The sequence below is a fragment of the Moraxella sp. VT-16-12 genome, from assembly GCF_002224245.2.
Lineage (GTDB): Bacteria > Pseudomonadota > Gammaproteobacteria > Pseudomonadales > Moraxellaceae > Moraxella.
In genome coordinates, this window is the sequence record NZ_NKHK02000012.1 from 30,801 (window position 1) to 50,639 (window position 19,839).

20 protein-coding genes are annotated in these 19,839 nt (G+C 43.3%); 9 read left to right on the forward strand and 11 right to left on the reverse strand.

Features of this window, described 5'->3' with window-relative positions; translation table 11 throughout:
- Window positions 1–25: 25 nt before the first annotated feature.
- The 3 genes from argF to dnaB form a co-directional block, all read right to left on the reverse strand.
- Window positions 26–943 carry an ornithine carbamoyltransferase gene (argF, locus tag CEW93_RS09680; RefSeq protein WP_089538730.1) on the reverse strand — a complete coding sequence of 306 codons (918 nt, stop codon included), beginning with the start codon at window positions 941–943 and terminating at the stop codon, window positions 26–28.
- Between the two features lie 83 nt (window positions 944–1,026).
- A complete protein-coding gene (alr, locus tag CEW93_RS09685; RefSeq protein ID WP_089538751.1) occupies window positions 1,027–2,142 on the reverse strand; it encodes an alanine racemase in 1,116 nt (371 codons plus the stop codon).
- A 2-nt stretch (window positions 2,143–2,144) separates the two neighbouring features.
- Window positions 2,145–3,551, reverse strand: coding sequence for a replicative DNA helicase (gene dnaB, locus CEW93_RS09690; protein WP_089538750.1), 1,407 nt, complete (start codon window positions 3,549–3,551; stop codon window positions 2,145–2,147).
- Window positions 3,552–3,661: 110 nt separating this feature from the next.
- Between dnaB and pdxA the strand changes: the two genes are divergently transcribed.
- Window positions 3,662–4,657, forward strand: coding sequence for a 4-hydroxythreonine-4-phosphate dehydrogenase PdxA (gene pdxA, locus CEW93_RS09695; protein ID WP_089538729.1), 996 nt, complete (start codon window positions 3,662–3,664; stop codon window positions 4,655–4,657).
- Between the two features lie 37 nt (window positions 4,658–4,694).
- On the opposite strand, the gene CEW93_RS09700 is transcribed toward pdxA, so the two are convergent.
- The 4 genes from CEW93_RS09700 to tusD form a co-directional block, all read right to left on the reverse strand.
- On the reverse strand, window positions 4,695–4,835 hold the full coding sequence (locus tag CEW93_RS09700; RefSeq protein ID WP_089538728.1) for an entericidin A/B family lipoprotein: 141 nt from the start codon (window positions 4,833–4,835) through the stop codon (window positions 4,695–4,697).
- Between the two features lie 167 nt (window positions 4,836–5,002).
- Complete coding sequence (locus tag CEW93_RS09705; RefSeq protein ID WP_089538727.1) at window positions 5,003–5,320, reverse strand: TusE/DsrC/DsvC family sulfur relay protein; 318 nt, start codon at window positions 5,318–5,320, stop codon at window positions 5,003–5,005.
- Complete coding sequence (locus tag CEW93_RS09710; protein WP_089538726.1) at window positions 5,321–5,599, reverse strand: hypothetical protein; 279 nt, start codon at window positions 5,597–5,599, stop codon at window positions 5,321–5,323. It abuts the gene before it with no gap.
- 21 nt (window positions 5,600–5,620) lie between these two features.
- Entirely contained in the window at window positions 5,621–6,004 is a 384-nt protein-coding gene (tusD, locus tag CEW93_RS09715; RefSeq protein WP_089538725.1) for a sulfurtransferase complex subunit TusD, read from the reverse strand.
- A 74-nt stretch (window positions 6,005–6,078) separates the two neighbouring features.
- On the opposite strand from tusD, the gene glnE reads away from it, so the two are divergent.
- A complete protein-coding gene (glnE, locus tag CEW93_RS09720) occupies window positions 6,079–8,868 on the forward strand; it encodes a bifunctional [glutamate--ammonia ligase]-adenylyl-L-tyrosine phosphorylase/[glutamate--ammonia-ligase] adenylyltransferase (protein ID WP_089538749.1) in 2,790 nt (929 codons plus the stop codon).
- A 359-nt stretch (window positions 8,869–9,227) separates the two neighbouring features.
- On the opposite strand, the gene CEW93_RS09725 is transcribed toward glnE, so the two are convergent.
- Together CEW93_RS09725 and CEW93_RS09730 are read right to left on the reverse strand one after the other, a co-directional pair.
- A complete protein-coding gene (locus CEW93_RS09725; RefSeq protein ID WP_089538724.1) occupies window positions 9,228–9,902 on the reverse strand; it encodes an alpha/beta hydrolase in 675 nt (224 codons plus the stop codon).
- Window positions 9,903–9,924: 22 nt separating this feature from the next.
- A complete protein-coding gene (locus tag CEW93_RS09730; RefSeq protein WP_089538723.1) occupies window positions 9,925–11,211 on the reverse strand; it encodes an acetyl-CoA C-acetyltransferase in 1,287 nt (428 codons plus the stop codon).
- Window positions 11,212–11,393: 182 nt separating this feature from the next.
- Between CEW93_RS09730 and CEW93_RS09735 the strand changes: the two genes are divergently transcribed.
- From CEW93_RS09735 to bfr (CEW93_RS09765), 7 genes are all read left to right on the forward strand, one after another.
- Window positions 11,394–12,737, forward strand: coding sequence for a 3-oxoacyl-ACP reductase (locus CEW93_RS09735; RefSeq protein WP_089538722.1), 1,344 nt, complete (start codon window positions 11,394–11,396; stop codon window positions 12,735–12,737).
- Window positions 12,738–12,785: 48 nt separating this feature from the next.
- Window positions 12,786–13,676, forward strand: coding sequence for a MaoC/PaaZ C-terminal domain-containing protein (locus CEW93_RS09740; RefSeq protein ID WP_089538721.1), 891 nt, complete (start codon window positions 12,786–12,788; stop codon window positions 13,674–13,676).
- Between the two features lie 82 nt (window positions 13,677–13,758).
- Entirely contained in the window at window positions 13,759–15,015 is a 1,257-nt protein-coding gene (locus CEW93_RS09745) for a serine hydrolase (RefSeq protein WP_089538720.1), read from the forward strand.
- A 123-nt stretch (window positions 15,016–15,138) separates the two neighbouring features.
- The gene (locus tag CEW93_RS09750) at window positions 15,139–16,071 is read left to right on the forward strand and encodes a branched-chain amino acid transaminase (RefSeq protein ID WP_089538719.1); all 933 of its coding nucleotides are present in this window, start codon (window positions 15,139–15,141) and stop codon (window positions 16,069–16,071) included.
- A gap of 213 nt (window positions 16,072–16,284) precedes the next feature.
- Window positions 16,285–16,476 (forward strand): bacterioferritin-associated ferredoxin, encoded by a 192-nt coding sequence (locus CEW93_RS09755; RefSeq protein WP_089538718.1) that lies wholly within the window; start codon window positions 16,285–16,287, stop codon window positions 16,474–16,476.
- A 394-nt stretch (window positions 16,477–16,870) separates the two neighbouring features.
- Window positions 16,871–17,365 carry a bacterioferritin gene (gene bfr / locus CEW93_RS09760; protein WP_089538717.1) on the forward strand — a complete coding sequence of 165 codons (495 nt, stop codon included), beginning with the start codon at window positions 16,871–16,873 and terminating at the stop codon, window positions 17,363–17,365.
- Window positions 17,366–17,377: 12 nt separating this feature from the next.
- Entirely contained in the window at window positions 17,378–17,851 is a 474-nt protein-coding gene (gene bfr, locus CEW93_RS09765) for a bacterioferritin (protein WP_089538716.1), read from the forward strand.
- A gap of 83 nt (window positions 17,852–17,934) precedes the next feature.
- Here the strand turns inward: bfr (CEW93_RS09765) and CEW93_RS09770 are convergent, their stop codons facing one another.
- Window positions 17,935–18,681: a MipA/OmpV family protein gene (locus tag CEW93_RS09770; RefSeq protein ID WP_089538715.1), complete on the reverse strand. Its 747-nt coding sequence runs from the start codon at window positions 18,679–18,681 to the stop codon at window positions 17,935–17,937.
- A gap of 427 nt (window positions 18,682–19,108) precedes the next feature.
- On the reverse strand, window positions 19,109–19,839 hold a 731-nt coding region (locus tag CEW93_RS10855), incomplete at its 5' end, for a hypothetical protein (RefSeq protein WP_186727959.1).

Consider the following 19,839-nt stretch of genomic DNA (forward strand, 5'->3'; position numbering starts at 1 on the left):
AGCCGCCTAAGTTGGCGGTTTTTATTTACAGCTGGATTTTATCTTTTAACAAAAACTCCATCAAGGCTTTTTGGGCGTGCAAGCGATTTTCTGCTTCATCCCACACCACCGCTCGCGGGTCGTCCAATAAATCAGCACTAATCTCCTCACCGCGGTGAGCAGGCAAACAGTGCATAAACAGCACATCTTTATCAGCCATATCCAACAAAGCAGGGCTGACTTGAAAACCAGCAAAATCTGCTTCACGTTTTTTCTGCTCAGCTTCTTGCCCCATACTTGCCCACACGTCTGTTACTACCAAATGACTGCCTTTGACAGCATCTGCCACATTGTCAGTCAAAGTTAGGCGATGGGCGTATTTGGCAACAAGTGTATCATTTGGTTCATAACCTTTTGGGGTGGCGATATTAAGATAAAAATCAAATTGCTCTGCGGCAATGATGTAGGAGTTGCACATATTGTTGCCATCACCCACCCAAGTTACAGTTTTGCCTTTGATGTCGCCTTTATGCTCAAAATAAGTCTGCATATCAGCAAGCAGTTGGCAAGGGTGGTAATCATCTGTTAAAGCGTTGATGACAGGCACACTAGAATATTTGGCAAAAGTTTCCACACGCTCATGAGCAAAGGTGCGAATCATCACGATGTCCGTCATGGCACTGATGACCCGAGCAGAGTCTTCTATTGGTTCGCCACGCCCAAGCTGGGTATCATTGGGCGATAAAAACAATGCTTGTCCGCCAAATTGCCCCATGCCTGTTTCAAAAGACACACGTGTGCGAGTGCTTGACTTTTCAAAAATCATGGCAAGCGTGCGACCAACAAAAGGGCGATAAATCTCACCACGGTGTTGCATTTTGCGAAGCTCAGACGCACGGCGAATGATGCCATAAAGCTCATCTTTGGATAGGTCAAGCAAAGTCAAAAAATGGCGAACACTCATAAAAATCCTTAATATGATGGTGGAAAAGATTTAGTATAACAAAATTTATCCTTAATCACAATTTTTGCAATGACAAAACCATTTTATAAAACAAACCGTCTGTTCGGTCTTTTTGTGGTTTTACAAAACAGCTCATAGCCAATCGTATTTGCCCAAGCTGCCACTTCATCACACGCCAACCCATCTCCCCACAATATCACCGTATCGCCAATGTCTATGGGTAGCCCTGTGATGTCTATCATCATCATGTCCATCGCCACACGCCCCACAACAGGCACAAAATACGTTTGCTGATTTTTTATTATCAGCACCTTAGCACCGACAACCACCCTAGGGTAGCCATCACCATAACCCACAGCCAGCACGCCGATACGGCTTGGTTTATCCGCCACCCACAACCCACCATAACCAACTTGCTCGCCTGCACAAAGATGATGTGTGGCAAAAATTTGGCTACTAAACGTCATCACCGTCTGCAAACCTAGCTCTGATGCTGATTTATCTGTCATGGGCGTACCACCATACAGCCCAATACCTGCACGCACCCAGTCATAGTGGGCATGGGCAAAGTTCATAATCCCTGCCGAGTTACATAGTGAGCCTTGTATTTTATTGCCATATTGGGATTTTAATGCACTCAATGTGTCATGAAAATGTTTGATTTGCATGGCATTGCTGGGGTGATTTTTATCATCAGCACAAGCAAAATGACTGGTTAGAACAATCCGATAGCCTGCATTTATCAAAATTTTGGCACTTTTTAGGGCATTTGCTTGGTCAAAACCCAGCCGATTCATGCCAGTATTGTATTTTAGCCAGATGGTGTTGCTAAAACTGTCTGTTGGCGGGGTATTTTTTATTGCCCAATCAAGCTGTTTGTTACAATGCACCACGCAACCAAAACCATGCTTGATTGCACCTAGCCACTCATCAGCACTAAACACGCCTTCTATCAAAACAACGTCTTTATGGGTGTTTAAATGCTGGCAAGTATGTCGCACTTCCAAGCCTTCATCAAAAGTCGCCACCCCAAAAGCGTCCGCCTGCAACAAGCCTGCCACGCAAAGCGGTACGCCATGCCCATAAGCATTGGCTTTAACCATCGCCATGATACGGGTATTGGTGGATAACTGGCGTTTAAACACCCCAAGATTGCGAGCTAGGGCGGATTGGTTGATGGTGATGTGAGTTTGTCGCATGGTCATTCTTCTTGAAAATCAGCAGGAATGTTAATGGCATTGTCAAATTTGGTGTATTCACCGATGAATTTTAAGGGAATTTTACCGATGGGGCCGTTACGTTGTTTGCCGATGATGATTTCTGCTTGTCCACGAACTTTTTGTTTGGTGGCTTCATCTTTGGCATACACTTCATCACGATAAATGAACAAAATCAAATCCGCGTCCTGCTCAATTGCACCTGATTCACGCAAATCTGACATGAGTGGACGTTTGTCTGTTCGCTGTTCTAATCCGCGATTAAGTTGCGATAAGGCGATGACAGGACAGTTCATCTCTCTGGCCAATGCTTTTAAACTGCGACTGATTTCACCAATTTCAAGCACGCGGTTATTTTCCATGCCGGGGACTTTCATCAGCTGTAAATAATCCACCACAATCAAACCGATGCCTGTGTCATGATTTTTGGCGATACGCCGACAGGTAGAACGCACCTCAGACGGCGGTAAATTGTTGCGTGCGTCTATGTATAAGGGCATGTTTTGAAAAAATCCCACCGCATCCATAAAATAGCCCCATTCCATCTCACTCATGTTGGCCGAACGCAGGTTGGTTTGGTTAATCTGAGCAAATGCTGAGACCATACGCATCATAATTGCCTCAGCAGGCATTTCCATAGAAAACATCACCACCGGCAAACCTTGACCTAATACCGCCTCAGCAATGTTCATGGCAAAAGTGGTCTTACCCATAGATGGGCGAGCTGCCACAATAATCAGGTCGCCTTTTTGCAATCCTTGGGTTTTATAATTTAGCTCATCAAAGGGCGTGGCAAGCCCAATCAACCCTTCACCACGAGCACGAATCTCTTGAAGCTGAGTAACCACGTTGGCTAAGATGTCATTGGCTTTCATCACGCCTTGTTTGCTGGCTTTTTTGGCATAGCTTTCATTGATGCGAAAAATATCAGCTTCCACCACGTCCAAAATCTCATTGACCGACTGCTGTTTTGGTTGGTAGGCCAAATTTAGCATGCGATTGGCAGCCTTGATAAGCTGACGGTACACCGAAAATTCTTTAACCCTTTCAGCATAAGGCACAAGATTAAATAAAGTGGCAGGACTTTCATTAATCTGCATGAAATACTGCTCACCACCTGCTCTTTCTAGCAAGTTTTGAACTTCCAAATGGTCATGCACCATAAGCGTGTCATAGGGCTGATTGACACGAGACAGGTGGCTGATGGCATCAAAAATCACGCCATGTCGCTCCCCATAAAAGTCATCGGACGTGATGATGCTTTCTACTTTGTCAAATGATTCGTCTATGCTCATCAAGGAAGCCAGCAACGCTCGCTCAATATCCATGTTGTGCGGGGGTTGTAAGTCCAGTAAACTGTGAGTTTTTTTGGGTGAATTTTGTTCAGTCATGGCAAGTTTTTTTGATAAAAAAATAAATTTTATCACAAAATAACAAATTCTACTTTTTAAAATCTTAATCAATGGGTAAAATATGCCTTTATCTTTAACAGAGCCACCCCATGAAATCCATCATCATCACTACTGGCGAGCCTGCCGGCATTGGTATGGACATTGTGCTAGATGTTTTGTGCCACCATCGCCATATTTTACCAAGCACGACCTACATCACCGCTTGTCATCAAAGTTTAAACGAGCGTATGCAGATGCTTGGGATAACGATGGATTTGCCCATCATGAGCAACGATGATGTTGGCAAAGATGGGGTATTTATTATAGACATACCATGTCATGACAAAGTGATGGCAGGACAGCTTAATCAGAAGAATGCCTTGATGGTGCTAAGTCAGCTTGATTTGGCTCATCAATGGGCGATGACGGGCAAGGTAGGGGCAATCGTTACCGCACCCATCTCAAAAGCGGTGATGATAGATGGAGGGATTTGTTTGGATAATGGCGACAAATTTAGTGGGCATACTGAGTTTTTTATGCACAAAGCACAGTGTCATAAAGTGGTGATGATGCTTGCTAATACCAAGATGAAAGTTGCTTTAGTAACCACCCATCTGCCCTTAAAAGATGTGCCTGACGCCATCAACGCCCAAGAAATCATCAGCACCGTAAAAATCACCCATCGTGAGCTTCAAGAAAAATTTGGTATTGCCAAGCCGCGCCTGCTGGTCTGCGGACTTAATCCCCATGCTGGTGAAGATGGTCATCTGGGTACAGAAGAGCAAACCATCATCAATCCTGCCCTAAAACAATGCCAACATGACGGCATTAATGTGTCGCTTGCCATGCCTGCTGACACCATGTTTACGCCCCATCATTTATCGCAAGCAGACGCCATCATCGCCATGTATCATGACCAAGGTCTTGCCCCCCTAAAATCACATGGTTTTGGCGATACAGTCAATATCACCTTAGGTCTGCCCTATGTGCGAACTTCAGTGGACCACGGCACGGCACTGGATTTGGCAGGTACAGCAAAAGCAAGCTCATCAAGTTTGCTTCAAGCCATCAACATCGCCACGTCTGCCTTGACTGACAAATTTTAAACAAAAAAACACCCCAAATGGGGTGTTCTTGAACAAATTACAGTTTGTCTTGGACTTTTTGAGCACCATCACTAACAGCTTCGCCGGTGCGAGAAACGTCTTTGCCAAAGCCTTTGATGGTGTTGCAACCTGTCAATACCACAGTTGCCGCCAAAACACTCAAAATCAGTTTTTTCATGTCAAATCCTTAATCGGTGGATAAAAAGTCAATGAAAACACACATGGTCATGTGTCAGTTTATGTTATGCAATTTTTTGGATAAATACAAGCATTAAATCCATATTTTTGTATCTTTATGTGTATTTTTTTAAAATGATTGGTGTTTGATGTACAAAAAGCAAGCCATCACAAACAGTTTGGTGGTTTTGGTAAGCCTGCAAGGCGATTGACATGACGGGCCACCAAACCTGTGTTAAACAAAACTTGCAGTTTGGCGTTATCAATCTCATCATCAGGCAGGGTTTGTTTTAGGTGTTTGATGAGTGGGCGAGTGGCAGGACTGTGGTGATATTGTTCAAAAAATAGCCTTGTCTGCATTAAAATGCGGTGATGTAACTCGGTCAAATGCACCCCAAGCGTATCTGCAAGCTCTTGGGCGACATCTGGTGTCCATGCGTGGTGGTCTTGTAGATGACCGTCATCATCTAGTGGTATTTGTGGCATTTAAAACTCCAAGCGTGCATCAAACACATCATCAGGACACGGCACATCAAAACGCACGTCCTGCCCATCAAAATCCGCCCACGCCACGGGCAACTCATACAAATCTAGTGAGCGTATCATGCCATAAGGTCGCCCCTGTTTGTTATAAAATAACGCTTGGCTGTCCTTGGTCAGATAAAATTGCACTTGATGGTCAAAACTTGCCAACACAAAGCCCAAAGATAGGGCTTCATAAGCGATAAGCTCACTGTTTGTGTTGATGGTGATTAAAATTTTCATGGTATTTTGATTTGTCAATGATTAAAACTGAATGAGTGTGGTGTCATCATCCAATGCCAAAGCAAAATTAGACAGACCCACCAAATAAAACGGCGAACGCAAATTATCACCATCTAAGCCATGACGTACGGCATTTTGATTGTCGCTGACACCCCGAGCCAATGCCGTCCCCACGCACACAGGCAATGCCAAACCATACTCATCATGTAGCTTTTGCCAGTCATCTGCCACATCTGCCACATCTGCTGTCTGCCAACGCAAACGATTGGCGACATACGCCCCATCACCATAAAAAAACACTTGTAAAGTTTTTCCGTCAGCTAAGGTTTTTTTGGCAAAGTCTAAGGCACGCTGTGCGTTTGGGTGGTACGGGGTGGTGGTGATAAGCAGAAAAATTTTGTTCATCGCTCAAATTGCTTAAAAATTTCTTAAAAATGCTTTATTATATCGCAAAACCACAAAAACCCAAAGGTCAATCCATGCAAACATTCACCCCAACTGACGATGAGATGTCTGTGCTTGCTACTGCCAGCCCTTTTGCCATGCAGATTTTCAACAGGCACACCGATGGTGCGTGTAAATTTTTGGGCAGGTTTGGTGTGCATGGACAAACGCTACTGACAAGACAAAATTTTGATGAGTTGATTGGTGAGTTTATTGGGGAGCAGCCCGATGAAACTTTGGTCATGGCAGGACTTCGCCAGCTTCGTCAGTACCTAATGCTACGTTGGATATGGCAGGATGCTTTGGGTGCGGTGTCGCTTGAAAAGCTCACGCATGAGCTGTCTGAGTTTGCCAATGCTTGTTTGTGTTATTGTAAAGATTTTGTCTATGCAAACATGGTGCAACGCTATGGCGAGCCGATGACGCAGGTGGACAACAAACGAGTGTGTGATGAATTTGCCATCATCGCCATGGGCAAACTTGGGGCGATGGAGCTTAATTTATCCAGCGACATTGACCTGATTTTTATCCATCAAGGGGCAGGGTTTAGCAATGGCAAAAAACAAATAGACAACCAAAAATTTATGACAAATTTGGGGCGAGGAATCATCAAGCTGCTGGCAGATACCACTGAGCATGGCTTTGTGTTTCGCATAGACATGAGGCTTCGTCCTTGGGGAGATGGCTCGCCTTTGGTGATGAGCTTGCCTGCGTTACAAAAATATTTTGGTCAGCATGGGCGGACATGGGAGCGTTTTGCGTGGCTAAAAGCACGTCTTGTGTGCTGGGTGAGTGATGATTTTTATCACAGCATTGCCCACATCAGACAAACCTTTGTACATCGCTATTATGTGGATTATACGGCGTTTAGTGCTTTGCGAGAGATGAAACAGCTCATCATGAGTCAGCAAGCCCAAAGGCAGGATTTAGATAACATCAAGCTGGGCACAGGGGGCATTAGAGACATTGAGTTTATCGCCCAAGCCTACGCACTGATATATGGCGGTCATCACCCCATCATCGCCCAAAACCGAGCGTGTTTAGACGCCTTAAAAACCTTGGCACAGCTTGACTATCTCAACCAAGATGAAGCAGATAAGTTGATGAGTGCCTATCGTTTTTTAAGACGTACCGAGCACGCCATACAAGCTCGCCATGATGAACAAAGCCAACGTTTGCCCAAAGCTGGTGAGCTGACAGACTTAGCAAAAACGCTTGGGTTTGATGATAAAAAAAGTTTTTTGGAGACCTTAAATACTCATCGCCAAAACGTCAGCGCACCTTTTATGCGTATGGTAACTGACCGCCAAAATCCCAAAGAGCAAATGGTGAATGCTGATGAACTTCAACAAAATCTAGCCACACTATTAAGCGATGACAGCATGGCGTGTTTGAGTGATTTTATGACATCACGACTGGTGCAAAGCCTAGACCAAGAGCCAAAGTCTCGCCTGCTAAGTGCCTATCCCATACTGCTACACGCCCTACATACGCACGCCTGCCAAGATGGGGTGGATAGGGCAAACATCGCCACGCCACGCCTTGTGGCACTGTTAGAAGCGATTGTTCGGCGGTCTATTTATTTGGTGATGATAGCCGAAAACCCAAACGCCACCGTGGCACTCATTCCCATGCTTTCAGCCAGCCCTTGGATAGCTCGTGAACTTGCCTTGCACCCCATGTTGCTAGATAACTTTCTGCAAAAACGCTACCTACATTTGCCTGATGAGTCGGAGCTGACCGACATTTTAAGACAAATGCTACTTAGGGTTGAGCCTTTTGATGATGAAAGCTATCTGTCTGCCATCAGGACCTTTAAAAAAAGCCAAGTGCTTGCGGTGGCAACGGCTGATATTTTGGGGCTTAGACACATCATGAAAGTGTCAGACAGCCTGACCTTTATTGCCCAAGTGGTGCTTTCATCTGCCCTAAGACGAGCGTTTGATGAGCTGGTGGCAAAACATGGCTATCCAAAGCTGTTATCAGGTGAGTATGCCACTGATGAGACGATGGGTGTGGCGATTATTGGTTATGGCAAACTTGGTGGCATTGAGATGTCTTATGCGTCTGATTTGGACGTGGTGTTTTTGCACCATATAGATGAAAAAGCTGACACCCAAGCAAATCATGCCCAAAAGTCAGTCAGTGGCATGAAGCTTGCTTCTCGCATGGTGCAAAAGGTGCTTAACTATCTGACCACTCAGACCCGAGATGGGCGAGCTTATGAGATGGACATGCGTCTTAGACCATCGGGCAATGCAGGCGTGATGATTGTCTCTACTCAGGCTTTTGAGATTTATCAAACCCAAAAAGCATGGGCATGGGAACACCAAGCCTTGGTCAGAGCTCGGGGCATTGCAGGCGACAAGTTGGTTTTGGCGATGTTTGAAAAAATACGCACCCATGTACTGACCAAATCTCGCCCCATCACGCAAGTACAAGCCGATGTGCTTGCCATGCGTCAAAAAATGCAAAACCATCTTGGCACGCACCACCGCCACGAATTTCATCTCAAACAAGATTTTGGGGGTTTGGTGGACATTGAATTTTTGGCACAATTTATGGTGCTGTCTTATGCTCATGTTTATCCAAATTTGGCGATTTGGTCGGATAATGTGCGTATTTTTGAAGAAGTTGCCAAAACAGGACTGTGGCAAACCAGTCGTTGTCAGGCATTAACAGATGCTTATCTTAAATTACGCCAAAAAACACACGAGTTGGCACTGTCTGACAAAAGTATCATCACCGATGATGGCGACTGGCAAGAAGTGCGTAGCTTTGTGCGTGATGTGTGGCAAGATGTGATTGAAGATGGCTTGTCTTAGTGTAAAAAATTTAGCCATTTTTGTAAAAATACCTATATTTTATTAAGAAAATTTGGTAGAATTGTAAAATGGCTAATGATGAATTAGCAAGAAAATTGTTTAACAATTTGATTAAAATTTCATCAGCTTTTTTGCCTTGGTTTTGAGCTAAAATCAGTGGTTTTAACCCATTGATTTTAAAAGCTAAAATTTTGGATTGCGTTCAAAACTTTCCCTGATTAAGAAGGGATTAAGACCTATCTGTCATATATTCACGATAAGCCCATGCCGTTTGAAACTTTCCCTGATTAAGATGTTTTTCACACAACAAAAAACCCAAATCCTAAAATTTGGGTTTTTATGGTTTGCTTTATGACCAACTACTCTTTTTTACCAAACATCTCATTTATCCACCGCCCAATGTCGGCAAGCTGTGCCAAAGATGCTTGATGAGCCATGGGGTACTGGTGAAATGTTGGCGTGTAGCCCAAACTTGTCAAATATTCATACGCTTGCACGCCTAGGGTAGTTGGCACAACATCATCATAACTGCCGTGGTCTATGCGAATGGGTAGGTCAGTGTGTTTGGGTGTGATGACATCTTTGGTGGCAAAATAAGTGGACATGGCAATAAGTCCTGCCAGTTTTTTGTCAGAGCTTAGGGCATAATGATAAGCGACCGCTCCCCCTTGGGAAAATCCAGCAATGATGATGTTTTTGGCAGGTATGCCTTTGGCGATTTGTTCATCTATCAGCTCATCAACCCAGTCGCCAGATGTTTGGATTTGCTTGATATCTACTTTGCGGTCAAGACTTCGCTCTATGATGTCATACCACGATGGCATGACGTAACCCCCATTGATGGTAACAGGGGCGTGTGGGGCGTGCGGAAAAATAAAACGCACAGACAGCTCATCAGACAAGCCCAGATGTGGCACACATACGGCAAAATCATGCCCATTTGCCCCAAGTCCATGTAGCCAAATCACCGCTTTGTCTATTGGTTTTGATGATGGGTTGTGGACGATTTCAACATATTGTAAATAAGTACTCATTTTTTACCTTTTTAACTTTAAATCAACGCTCCAAAATACACGTTACGCCCTGACCACCAGCAGCACAAATGCTGATTAAGGCTCTTCCACTGCCTTTTTGAGCAAGCAGTTTGGCAGCGGTAACGATGATTCGCCCCCCTGTGGCAGCAAAAGGGTGTCCTGTGGCAAGACTCGACCCATTGACATTGAGCTTACTGCGGTCAATACTGCCCAATGCTTTATCAAGCCCTAGCTGTTTTTGACAAAATTCATCACTCTCCCACGCCTTTAAGGTGGACAATACCTGAGACGCAAAAGCTTCATGAATTTCATAAAAATCAAAATCTTGCAAAGTCAGTCCTGCTTTGGCAAGCATTTTTGGCACGGCATAAGCAGGGGCAAGTAACAAGCCTTCGGTCAGTCCGTTTTTACCCACAAAATCCACCGCCGCTGTCTGCTGATGAGTGATATAAGCAAGTGGCTCAAAGCCATATCTGTTTGCCCACTCATCATTGGCAAGTAGCACACAAGATGCCCCATCAGTCAAGGCAGATGAGTTGCCTGCGGTCATGGTGGGATTAGGTTGTGATTTGCCAAAGACAGCAGGTAGCGAGCCAAGTTTTTCTATGGTGGTGTCTGCCCTTAAATTATTATCACGTGTTAGCCCCTTATAAGGGGTCATCAAATCGTCAAAAAAGCCTTCATCATAAGCACGAGCCAGATTTTGGTGGCTGTTTTTGGCAAGCTCATCTTGGGATAAACGGTCAATCTGCCATGCCAACGTGGTGATGGCTTGATGTTCGCCCATAGATAGGCGAGTTCTGGGCTCGGCGTTTTGCGGTAGGCTAAGTAGTGTTTTTGGGTTTAGTGTGGTCAGTGCCAACAGTTTGTCTTTGGTGGTTTTGGCGTGGTTCAGTCGCAGTAATGGTTTGCGAATGCCATCGCCTAGGGCAATTGGTGCATCTGACGTTGTGTCAGTCCCGCCTGCAATACCACTGTCTATCTGTCCTAGGGCGATTTTATTTGCCACAGCAAACACCGCTTGTAATCCTGTGCCACAAGCTTGCGAGATGTCATAAGCTGGCGTGGTGGGTTTTAAATCGGTGTTTAATAAAGCTTCACGAGTTAGGTTCAAATCACGACTGTGCTTTAACACCGTACCTGCCACCACTTCGCCAATGTCTTTATCTGCCAATTGAAAACGTGCCACCAAACCATCTAATGCTGATGATAGCATATCCAAACTGCTGGCATCTGCATAAGCGGTGTTTGAGCGAGCAAAAGGAATGCGATTACCGCCAATGATGGCAACTTTTTTGATGTCAGTCATGTGTTCTCCTGATATTAAATGATACAAAATGCTTTATAAATCTAGCTTAACACATTTTAAATAAAAAAGAAGGTTTTTTGGCAGGTTGTGTCATATTTTATTAAAAGTGCGTTGGGCAAAAGTTGAAACACAAACGTTCTCACGTTATAATGACAAAATCAAATAAATATTAAGGAGACATGATGAGCGACCGTTATGGCGAATTGGTGCAGTCATCATTGGGTAAAAAAGTTGCCAAAAATTTAGGCTTGCCCATGCCCATTAAACTTGACCGCTTTGAGATGGGTCAGCCTGTGTTGATTGGTGAGGTGGCGTTAGCAGGCGAGGGCGATGTTTTCTCATCAGTACAGGCATATTTGACCGAACTTGACGGAAAAATCACCACAGAAGATACGCTTGATGAGCGTTTGTCTGATGACAATGCCCGTTTTAAAGTGGTGATTTTTGATGCAACCGCCCTAAAAAATGGCGATGACTTGACCAAAATGTATGATTTTTTTCATAAAATCGCCAGACGTATCAAATCATCAGGGCGTATCATCATCATTGCTCGTCCTGAATGTTGTACAGGGACAGACGTGGCATTTGCCCTAGCTCAGCGTTCGGTATTAGGTTTTGCCAAATCAGTTGCCAAAGAGTTTAAAAAAGGCATCAGTGCCAATGTATTATACACCCAAATCGGAGCTGAACATCACCTAAAATTTGCTTTGGCGTTTTTTATGTCATCAAAATCCGCTTATGTGTCAGGTCAAGCAATCACCATCACTAAGGCAGATATCGTGGAGCTTGACAGCCCCAAAAAACCCTTAGCAGGCAAAACCATTTTGGTAACAGGGGCAAGCCGTGGTATTGGGGAAGCGACTGCCCAAGTTTTGGCTCGTGATGGTGCTAAGGTGGTGTGTCTTGATGTGCCAAACGCCCTAGATGAGTTACAAAAAGTCGCAGGTAACATTGGTGGTCAAGCCTTGCCACTTGATATTACCGCTCCTGATGCAGGTGAGCAAATCATGCGTGCTTGTGGCGTGCTTGATGGCGTGGTACACAATGCAGGCATCACTCGTGATAAAACCATTGCCAACATGACCGCTGAGCAATGGCAAAGCGTGATTAATATCAATCTAAACTCAGTATTTCATATCAATCAACATCTCATCGCACATGATGGGCTGTCTGCTGATGCTCGTATTGTCTGCGTGTCTAGCATTTCAGCAATTGCAGGCAATGTCGGTCAGACCAATTATGCCACCAGTAAAGCAGGCGTGATAGGCTTGGTGGAGGCGACCGCCAAAAGCTTTAAAGGCAGCAGCCGCACCATCAATGCAGTCGCCCCTGGCTTTATTGAAACCAAAATGACCGCATCCATGCCTTTTGCCATCAGAGAAGCAGGGCGGCGTATGAATGCCATGAGTCAAGGCGGTGAACCTGTGGACGTGGCAGAGACCATCAGTTGGCTGTCATCGCCACAATCAGGCGGTATCAACGGACAAATCGTGCGAGTATGCGGACTTAGCTTGCTGGGTGCGTGATAATCATGGGTAAGCCCCACAACCAAAACCAAATTTCAAAGGTATCTTATGGCAGAGCATACATTTAAAGAATTGCCAAAAATGCACACCACTTATGCCAATGTTGTTAAAAGCCTGATTCCCCTTGGCGACAACCGAGCAAATAGCCTACCTACGGCGGTTTATCGCATAGAAAAAATGGCAATAGATGAAACCAATTTAAAAAATTACCGTCAAATTTGTGGGTTTGTCAATGATGGCCGCATACCGCCCACTTACTTTGCGGTACTGTCGCAAACTTTGCAAATGAATATGATGGCAAAGCCAGATTTTCCTTTTGCCATGCTTGGGCTAGTGCATACTGAAAACAGCGTAACACAATATCGCACCATCTATGACACCGAAAGCCCAACCCTAAGTGTGCGTCTTGACAACCTAAGAGCTCATGATAAAGGTCAAGAATTTGACTTTATTACCACCGCCCATATTGATGGTGAGCTAGTGTGGGAAGGAGTATCTACTTATCTGTCTCGCCAAAAAAAGACCGCCGAAGAACGCCAAGCCGAAAGAGACAAACCCAAAACCCCCACCCAAACCCCACCAAGGCTTGTGCCTGATGATAATGGTTGGGAAGAGCTGATTTATATCCCAGAAGACATTGGGCGACGTTATGCTTTTGTGTCTGGCGATTTTAACTTGATTCATCTGCACCCACTATCAGCACGAGCTTTTGGTTTCCCCAAAGCGATTGCTCATGGTATGTGGTCAAAGGCGGCAAGCATTGCTCAATTTCACGATTTGCCCAAAGCCTATCGTGTTGATGTCTCTTTTAAACTGCCGATTTTTTTGCCATCTAAGATTGATTTTGTGGCGTGCCAAGAAGATGATGGCAGGGCATTTGCTTTGTATTCATCAGGTACAGACAAACCACATTTGATGGGCAAAATCACCTTTTTATAACATCATCTTTACTGACTAAGGGGCGATTTTCGCCCTGTTTTGGTTTTATTTATCCTGATTTATTTTTATCATAAGGCAAGACATGACTTGGCAAGATTTTCCTGAGATTTTAAAAGCATTACAGTTTGATGATGAGCCTGCTGGCGGTTCATTGGTGATTTGTAAAGATGGTCAAGAAGTGGTTAATACTAGTATTGGCAAAGCACGGCTTGATGATGATGGCGATTGGCACGACAAACGGCTGTCGGTGAATTTTTCTATTGGTAAAGGGGTGATGGCAACCTTGATGGCGGTATTAGTATCACAAGGTATGCTGGATTATGACACACCAATTTGTCATTATTGGTCAGAGTTTGGTGTCAATGATAAGCAAAACATCACGCCACGCCACATATTGACACATACCAGTGGACTGTTTGACGTGGCAAGTATCAGCCAAGAGCTGCATGAGCTGACCGATTGGCAAGTGATGACCACCAAGGTTGCCCAAATGTCGCCTACCATACCAAAAGGGCAAGATAAGCAAAGTTATGCCAGTGCATATAGTGCTTTGGTGTCAGGGTGGATTTTAGGTGGGTTGGTAGAGCGTGTTACAAAAATGCCACTACAAACCGCCCTAGATGAGTATCTTGCCAAACCGTTGGGAGTGGTGGGGCAAATGTACTGGGGATTGCCATCTGATAAACTGGATAAAATCGCCAAACCACTGCGTTATTTTACAGATGAAACCACCAAGCGTAAACCAACCTTAAAACCTGATACGCCCCAAATGCTAGATACGCTGGCAGATTTTACCGTATCGTCTTTGTGGCAAGACAAACTGGATAAGGATAATAAAGAACTTAACACCACTAACATTAACAAGCTGTATTTTGACACCACCAAGATGAATCTTGTTAATTATAAAAATGCACTCATGCCCAATGGGCGAGATGGTTTGGCATATCACACTCAGCAAGTACTCCAAGCCATCATTCCTGCTGCTAATGGTGTCTCTACCGCTCATGCCTTAGCGGTGATGTATGCCATGCACGCCAATGGTGGCACATACAACGGTCAAACCCTTATCACACCTGATGTGCTAGATGATATCAGACAGGTGCGTGTGGATGGCTTTGATGCGGTCATGCCTGCCAATATGCGTTGGCGGTCAGGTTTTCATCGTTTATTTAGCCTGCAAAACACACCAAATGCTTATGGACACATGGGCTATAATGGTTCGGTGGCGTTTTGCGACCCCGATAGGGCGATGTCTTTTGCTTTTATTCATAACTTTGATACCACCATGCTAAATGATATGCGTCAATTTGTGTTGATGGAAACCGCCATCGGCTTATAGGCATCAATTGGCAGGCGGGCTAATAATTTGACGGTTTTTTATGATTAAAACTATGATATAATGCCAAGTCATCAACTTTTTAATCATACCAACTTCATCATTATCCATTCCAAGGAAATTTTTATGAACATGGCAACACAAGAAGGCAAACTTTGGCTTGATGGCGAGATGCTCTCACAACCAGACGCAAAAGTTCATGTACTGACCCACAGTTTGCACTATGGTTTGGCAGTTTTTGAAGGCGTGCGTGCGTATGAGACAGCTGATGGTCGTACGGCGATTTTTCGTTTAGATGAGCATACTGAGCGACTGCTCAACTCTGCAAAAATCTTTCAGTTAAATGTTCGCTATGACCATGCCACACTTGCCCAAGCCCAAAAAGATGTCGTGCGTGAAAATGGTTTGGCAAGTGCCTATATTCGCCCCTTGATTTGGGTAGGTTCTGAAAAACTTGGCATTTCATCAAAAGACAACACCATTCATTCAGCAGTTGCTGCATGGCAATGGGGGGCATATCTTGGTGAAGATGGCATTAAAAATGGCATTCGCGCCAAAACATCTAGCTACACTCACCATCATCCCAATGTTACCATGTGCAAGGCAAAAGCCGCTGCCAATTATCCTGTTTCTATCCTTGCCAACCAAGAAGCCACCAAAGCAGGCTATGATGAAGCCATTTTGATGGACCCATTGGGATATGTCTGCCAAGGCTCAGGTGAAAATCTATTTTTGGTCAAAAACGGTGAATTACACACCCCAGATTTGGCAGGCGGGGCATTAGATGGCATCACTCGTCGCACGATTATCCAGTTTGCTCATGATTTGGGCATTAAAGTGGTAGAACGTCGCATCACTCGTGATGAATTTTATTTGGCAGATGAGATTTTTATGACGGGAACGGCTGCCGAAGTTACGCCCATTCGTGAATATGATGACCGTGTTATTGGCAAAGGCGGACGTGGCGAGCTGACCGAGCAATTACAAAGTTTGTATTTTGATGTGGTGCAAGGTCGTAATGATAAATACAAGCATTGGTTGTCATTTATTGATGAATAATTTACCAAAATCACAAAATCCCCAACAATATGGGGATTTTTAATGTCCTAAAAATATATCTATAACCATCAGTCTATTTTTAAAAAATTAAATTTTTTTATAAAAAATCCCAATTAACACTTGCAAATAATAATAATTATTGATAATATAGTATTATTAAGTACGAAGCGTAAACATTCTTATTTTTATTACTTTTTATTTAGGGATTTTATCATGTATGTTTGTATTTGTCATGATGTTAAGGACACCCAAATAAGAACTGCCATGCTGCAAGGTGTGGACAGCGTGCAGGCTTTGCAAGATGAGTTGCTTGTAGGCACATGTTGTGGTTGTTGTGTGCCAATGGTGCAAGATTTGGTAGATGAGCATCAAGCGAAATTTGCCATTGATATTATGAGTGCTTAATGTAATTTTTTGTAAAAATTATTACAATATTTTTACAAAAAATTAAGTCTCATGATAAAGATTTTTTACGTTTTATTATTTTAATTGATAATTATTTTTAGTTTTATAAAATTAAATAATAGCAGTTATTGTTTGGTAGTTGGTTTCAATAACATAATAACAACAAAAATCCAAAAAAATCATAATGTTAGCAGGTATGCCATTTCGTTTTCTCCACTTCACCCAAGAATCACTCTTGGGTGAAAATTTTTTTTATTGTGATAGCTGTTCTTACATTGCAATTCGTTCGCAGTTCATTCGCCATACAATTTAGCCCTGTTTCAAGATGGGCTTTATGATAATATAAGCACATACAAGGTCATCTTGTTTCTTTTATTTAAAAAAAGGCATGATTATGAAAGCATCTCAAAAAGTCATTGACTATCTTAATTTTTTGTTGGCAGGCGAACTTGGTGCCAGAGACCAATATTTTATCCATTCGCAAATGTACGCTGAATGGGAACTTGGTAAATTGCATGACCGCATTTATCACGAAATGGAAGACGAAACTTTACACGCACGTCTTATCATCAACCGCATCATCATGCTAGGTGGCACACCAAATATGCAAGTAGGTGAGATTAATATCGGTGCAGATGTGCCTGCCATGTTGCAATCTGACCTTAATCTTGAATATGCTGTGCAAGAACACCTTAAAGAAGGTATTGCCTTATGTGAAGCTGAGCGTGATTATGTAACTCGTGATATTCTTGTGCGTCAGCTAGAAGACACCGAACAGGACCACGCACACTGGCTGGAAAAACAACTTCGTTTGATTGAATTGATGGGTCTGCAAAATTACCTACAAAGTCAAACTTCTGAGCCAAACATGGTCGGTTCTGCTCACTAAGGAGAAAGACAGATGAAAGGTGATAAAGACGTTATCCGTCAGTTAAATTTGGTGCTTGGGCAATCACTGATTGCCATCAACCAGTATTTTTTGCACGCTCGTATCGTCAAAAACTGGGGAGTAGAAGAGCTAAACGATGCATTTTTTAAGCAGTCCATTCAGGAGATGAAATGGTCTGATGAACTGATTGAGCGTATTTTGCTACTGGAAGGTTTGCCAAACTTACAAGAATTAGGTAAGCTTTTGATTGGTGAAACTGTTCAAGAAATTTTAGAATGTGATTTACGCCTAGAAAAACGCAAGCACGACATTTTGATAGAAGCCATTGATGTCTGCACTCAAAAGCGTGATTTTGTCTCTCGTGAGCTTTTGGTGAAACTTAAAGACGGCAACGAAGAGTATGAAGATTGGCTAGAAACCCAACAAGAAAAAATTGATGATATTGGCATTCAAAACTATATCCAAACACAATCTGGCGAAAGCTGATTATCATTGATAAAAACCACCTAATCATAGGTGGTTTTTTTAGTCATTAAAAGCAGTAGGGCGTTTGCTAAAATGGGGGGCTATTAAAAATCATAAGTCATGCCGATGCTGGTGGTGGCTTTTGTGTTATCATCGGTAAGTGGGCTGTCTTTTTGAGTAGATGATAACCATTCTACACGCTGATTGGCAAAAATACCGACTTTATCATATAAGCGATATTTGGCACTGACTGACACAAAAGGTGAAATGCCTGATTTGGCATGATACTGGCGAACACCTGTACGTACAGACTCGGCAGATGACACGCCGTAATAATAATTATTATAATCATCGCTGTGCCATGTTACCCCAAATTTTGGATAAATGATGAGCTTATTGCCATAAAAATGAAAACGGCTACGATGAGCCAGTGCCAACGTTTGACCATCACTTTTATCCAAAATATCTGTGGTCGCTTTTAGCTCAAAACCGCCAATTGGTGTGATGTACATATAACTGGCGTGAGCATTTATTGAGCTTTTGCGTTCATCCAGATGACGCAAATTGGCAATTTTAGCATCATTTGGATCAAACTGGCGACCGTCATAACTGACACCGACACGCACCCAATGTTTGTCATTTTTTAGGGGATATGCACCAAACTCGGCACCTTCGGCATAAATGCGACCATTGTCATATAAAAATAATGGCACGGCAGATACTTTATCATCAACGGCATAGTCGCTAGCACCAAATGTCGCCAACGCACCAACGGTCAAAGATTCGTTTGCAAATGAAAATATGGGCAAGCAAGATAGGGTGATAATACCGCACGTTAAGGCAATCTTCATGGCAATCTTCCAAAATACAAAATGGCATTATATCAGAGTATGTCAATGGTGCAAACTGCTTTATAAACAAAACGAACAGTCGTTTTTTTATCAGTTTCGTTTTTGTAATGACGTATGTATACAGTTTATCTGTTTAAAAATGGTTTATAATTTTGATAAAAAGTAGTGGGATTTACCCACAAACTTTTCTAGTTTTGCTCAAAATTGATGAATAAAAAAATCAGAAATTCTTGGATTGTAAAAATGGCGTTGCCCCAACATTTCGCATAAATTTGGTTATGTTACAATAGGCTGGGCTTGCCCTTAGCTTGTCTTTGCCAAGCAAAGGTATTTAACATAATATACATTATGCGAAGTATTGCTTGTAACTTATTGAAATCAATCAATAAATTACATTTGGTTATTATAAGATGATTGGCAAATAAAATCAAGAAATATCTGTTGATGTTGGTGGTGGCTCGGTGTTGGGGGTGCTTGGTATGGTTGATGCCCCTTGCCCAAAGTTGGGGTTGTCGTTCAGCACCTTAGGCACAGGGTCAGCCTTGATGTCAGTGGTCTGCCCATTGCCCCTGTGCAATCTGCCTGCTTCTTGGATATAGTAGGTGCATTCGTCCATAGTTAGGCTCATCAGATTGCCGTGAGCATTGTAAGCGTTGCATTTGTTGCCTTTTTTTACGACCGCCTTAACTTGTAAGTTTGGGTCGGCTTGAATGATGTCGTAGTTCTTGGGCAAGTGGCGTTTGTACAGCTCCAAACGGGCATAAAAGTCTTTGATTTGCTTATCGTGTTCTAAGAGCTGTTTTTGCAGATTGTCGTATTGCATGAGTATCGCCAAGCGTTCTTGCTCTACCTGTAATTTGTATTTTTCTAGCTCGTTTTTGGCGTGTTTTTCTCTCGTTTTAACGTATTCTATCAGCTCATCTTTGGTTAAGTGCTGTAATACCGCCTGTTGTATGGGTTCGCCCTGCCCTATGGGCGTTGGGTCTGCCAATTCAGCGGTTTGTTCGTCTTGGTTTTGGTCTTGACTTGGTGTGTCTGGTATCTGTTGGGCAGTTTCAATGTTGTCTTCTGAGATGGGGTTTTTGGTGTCAAACAAGGCATAAGACACCAAGAAGATACCAAAGCCAACAAAGGCGAATAATATCACCAGCCGTCTAA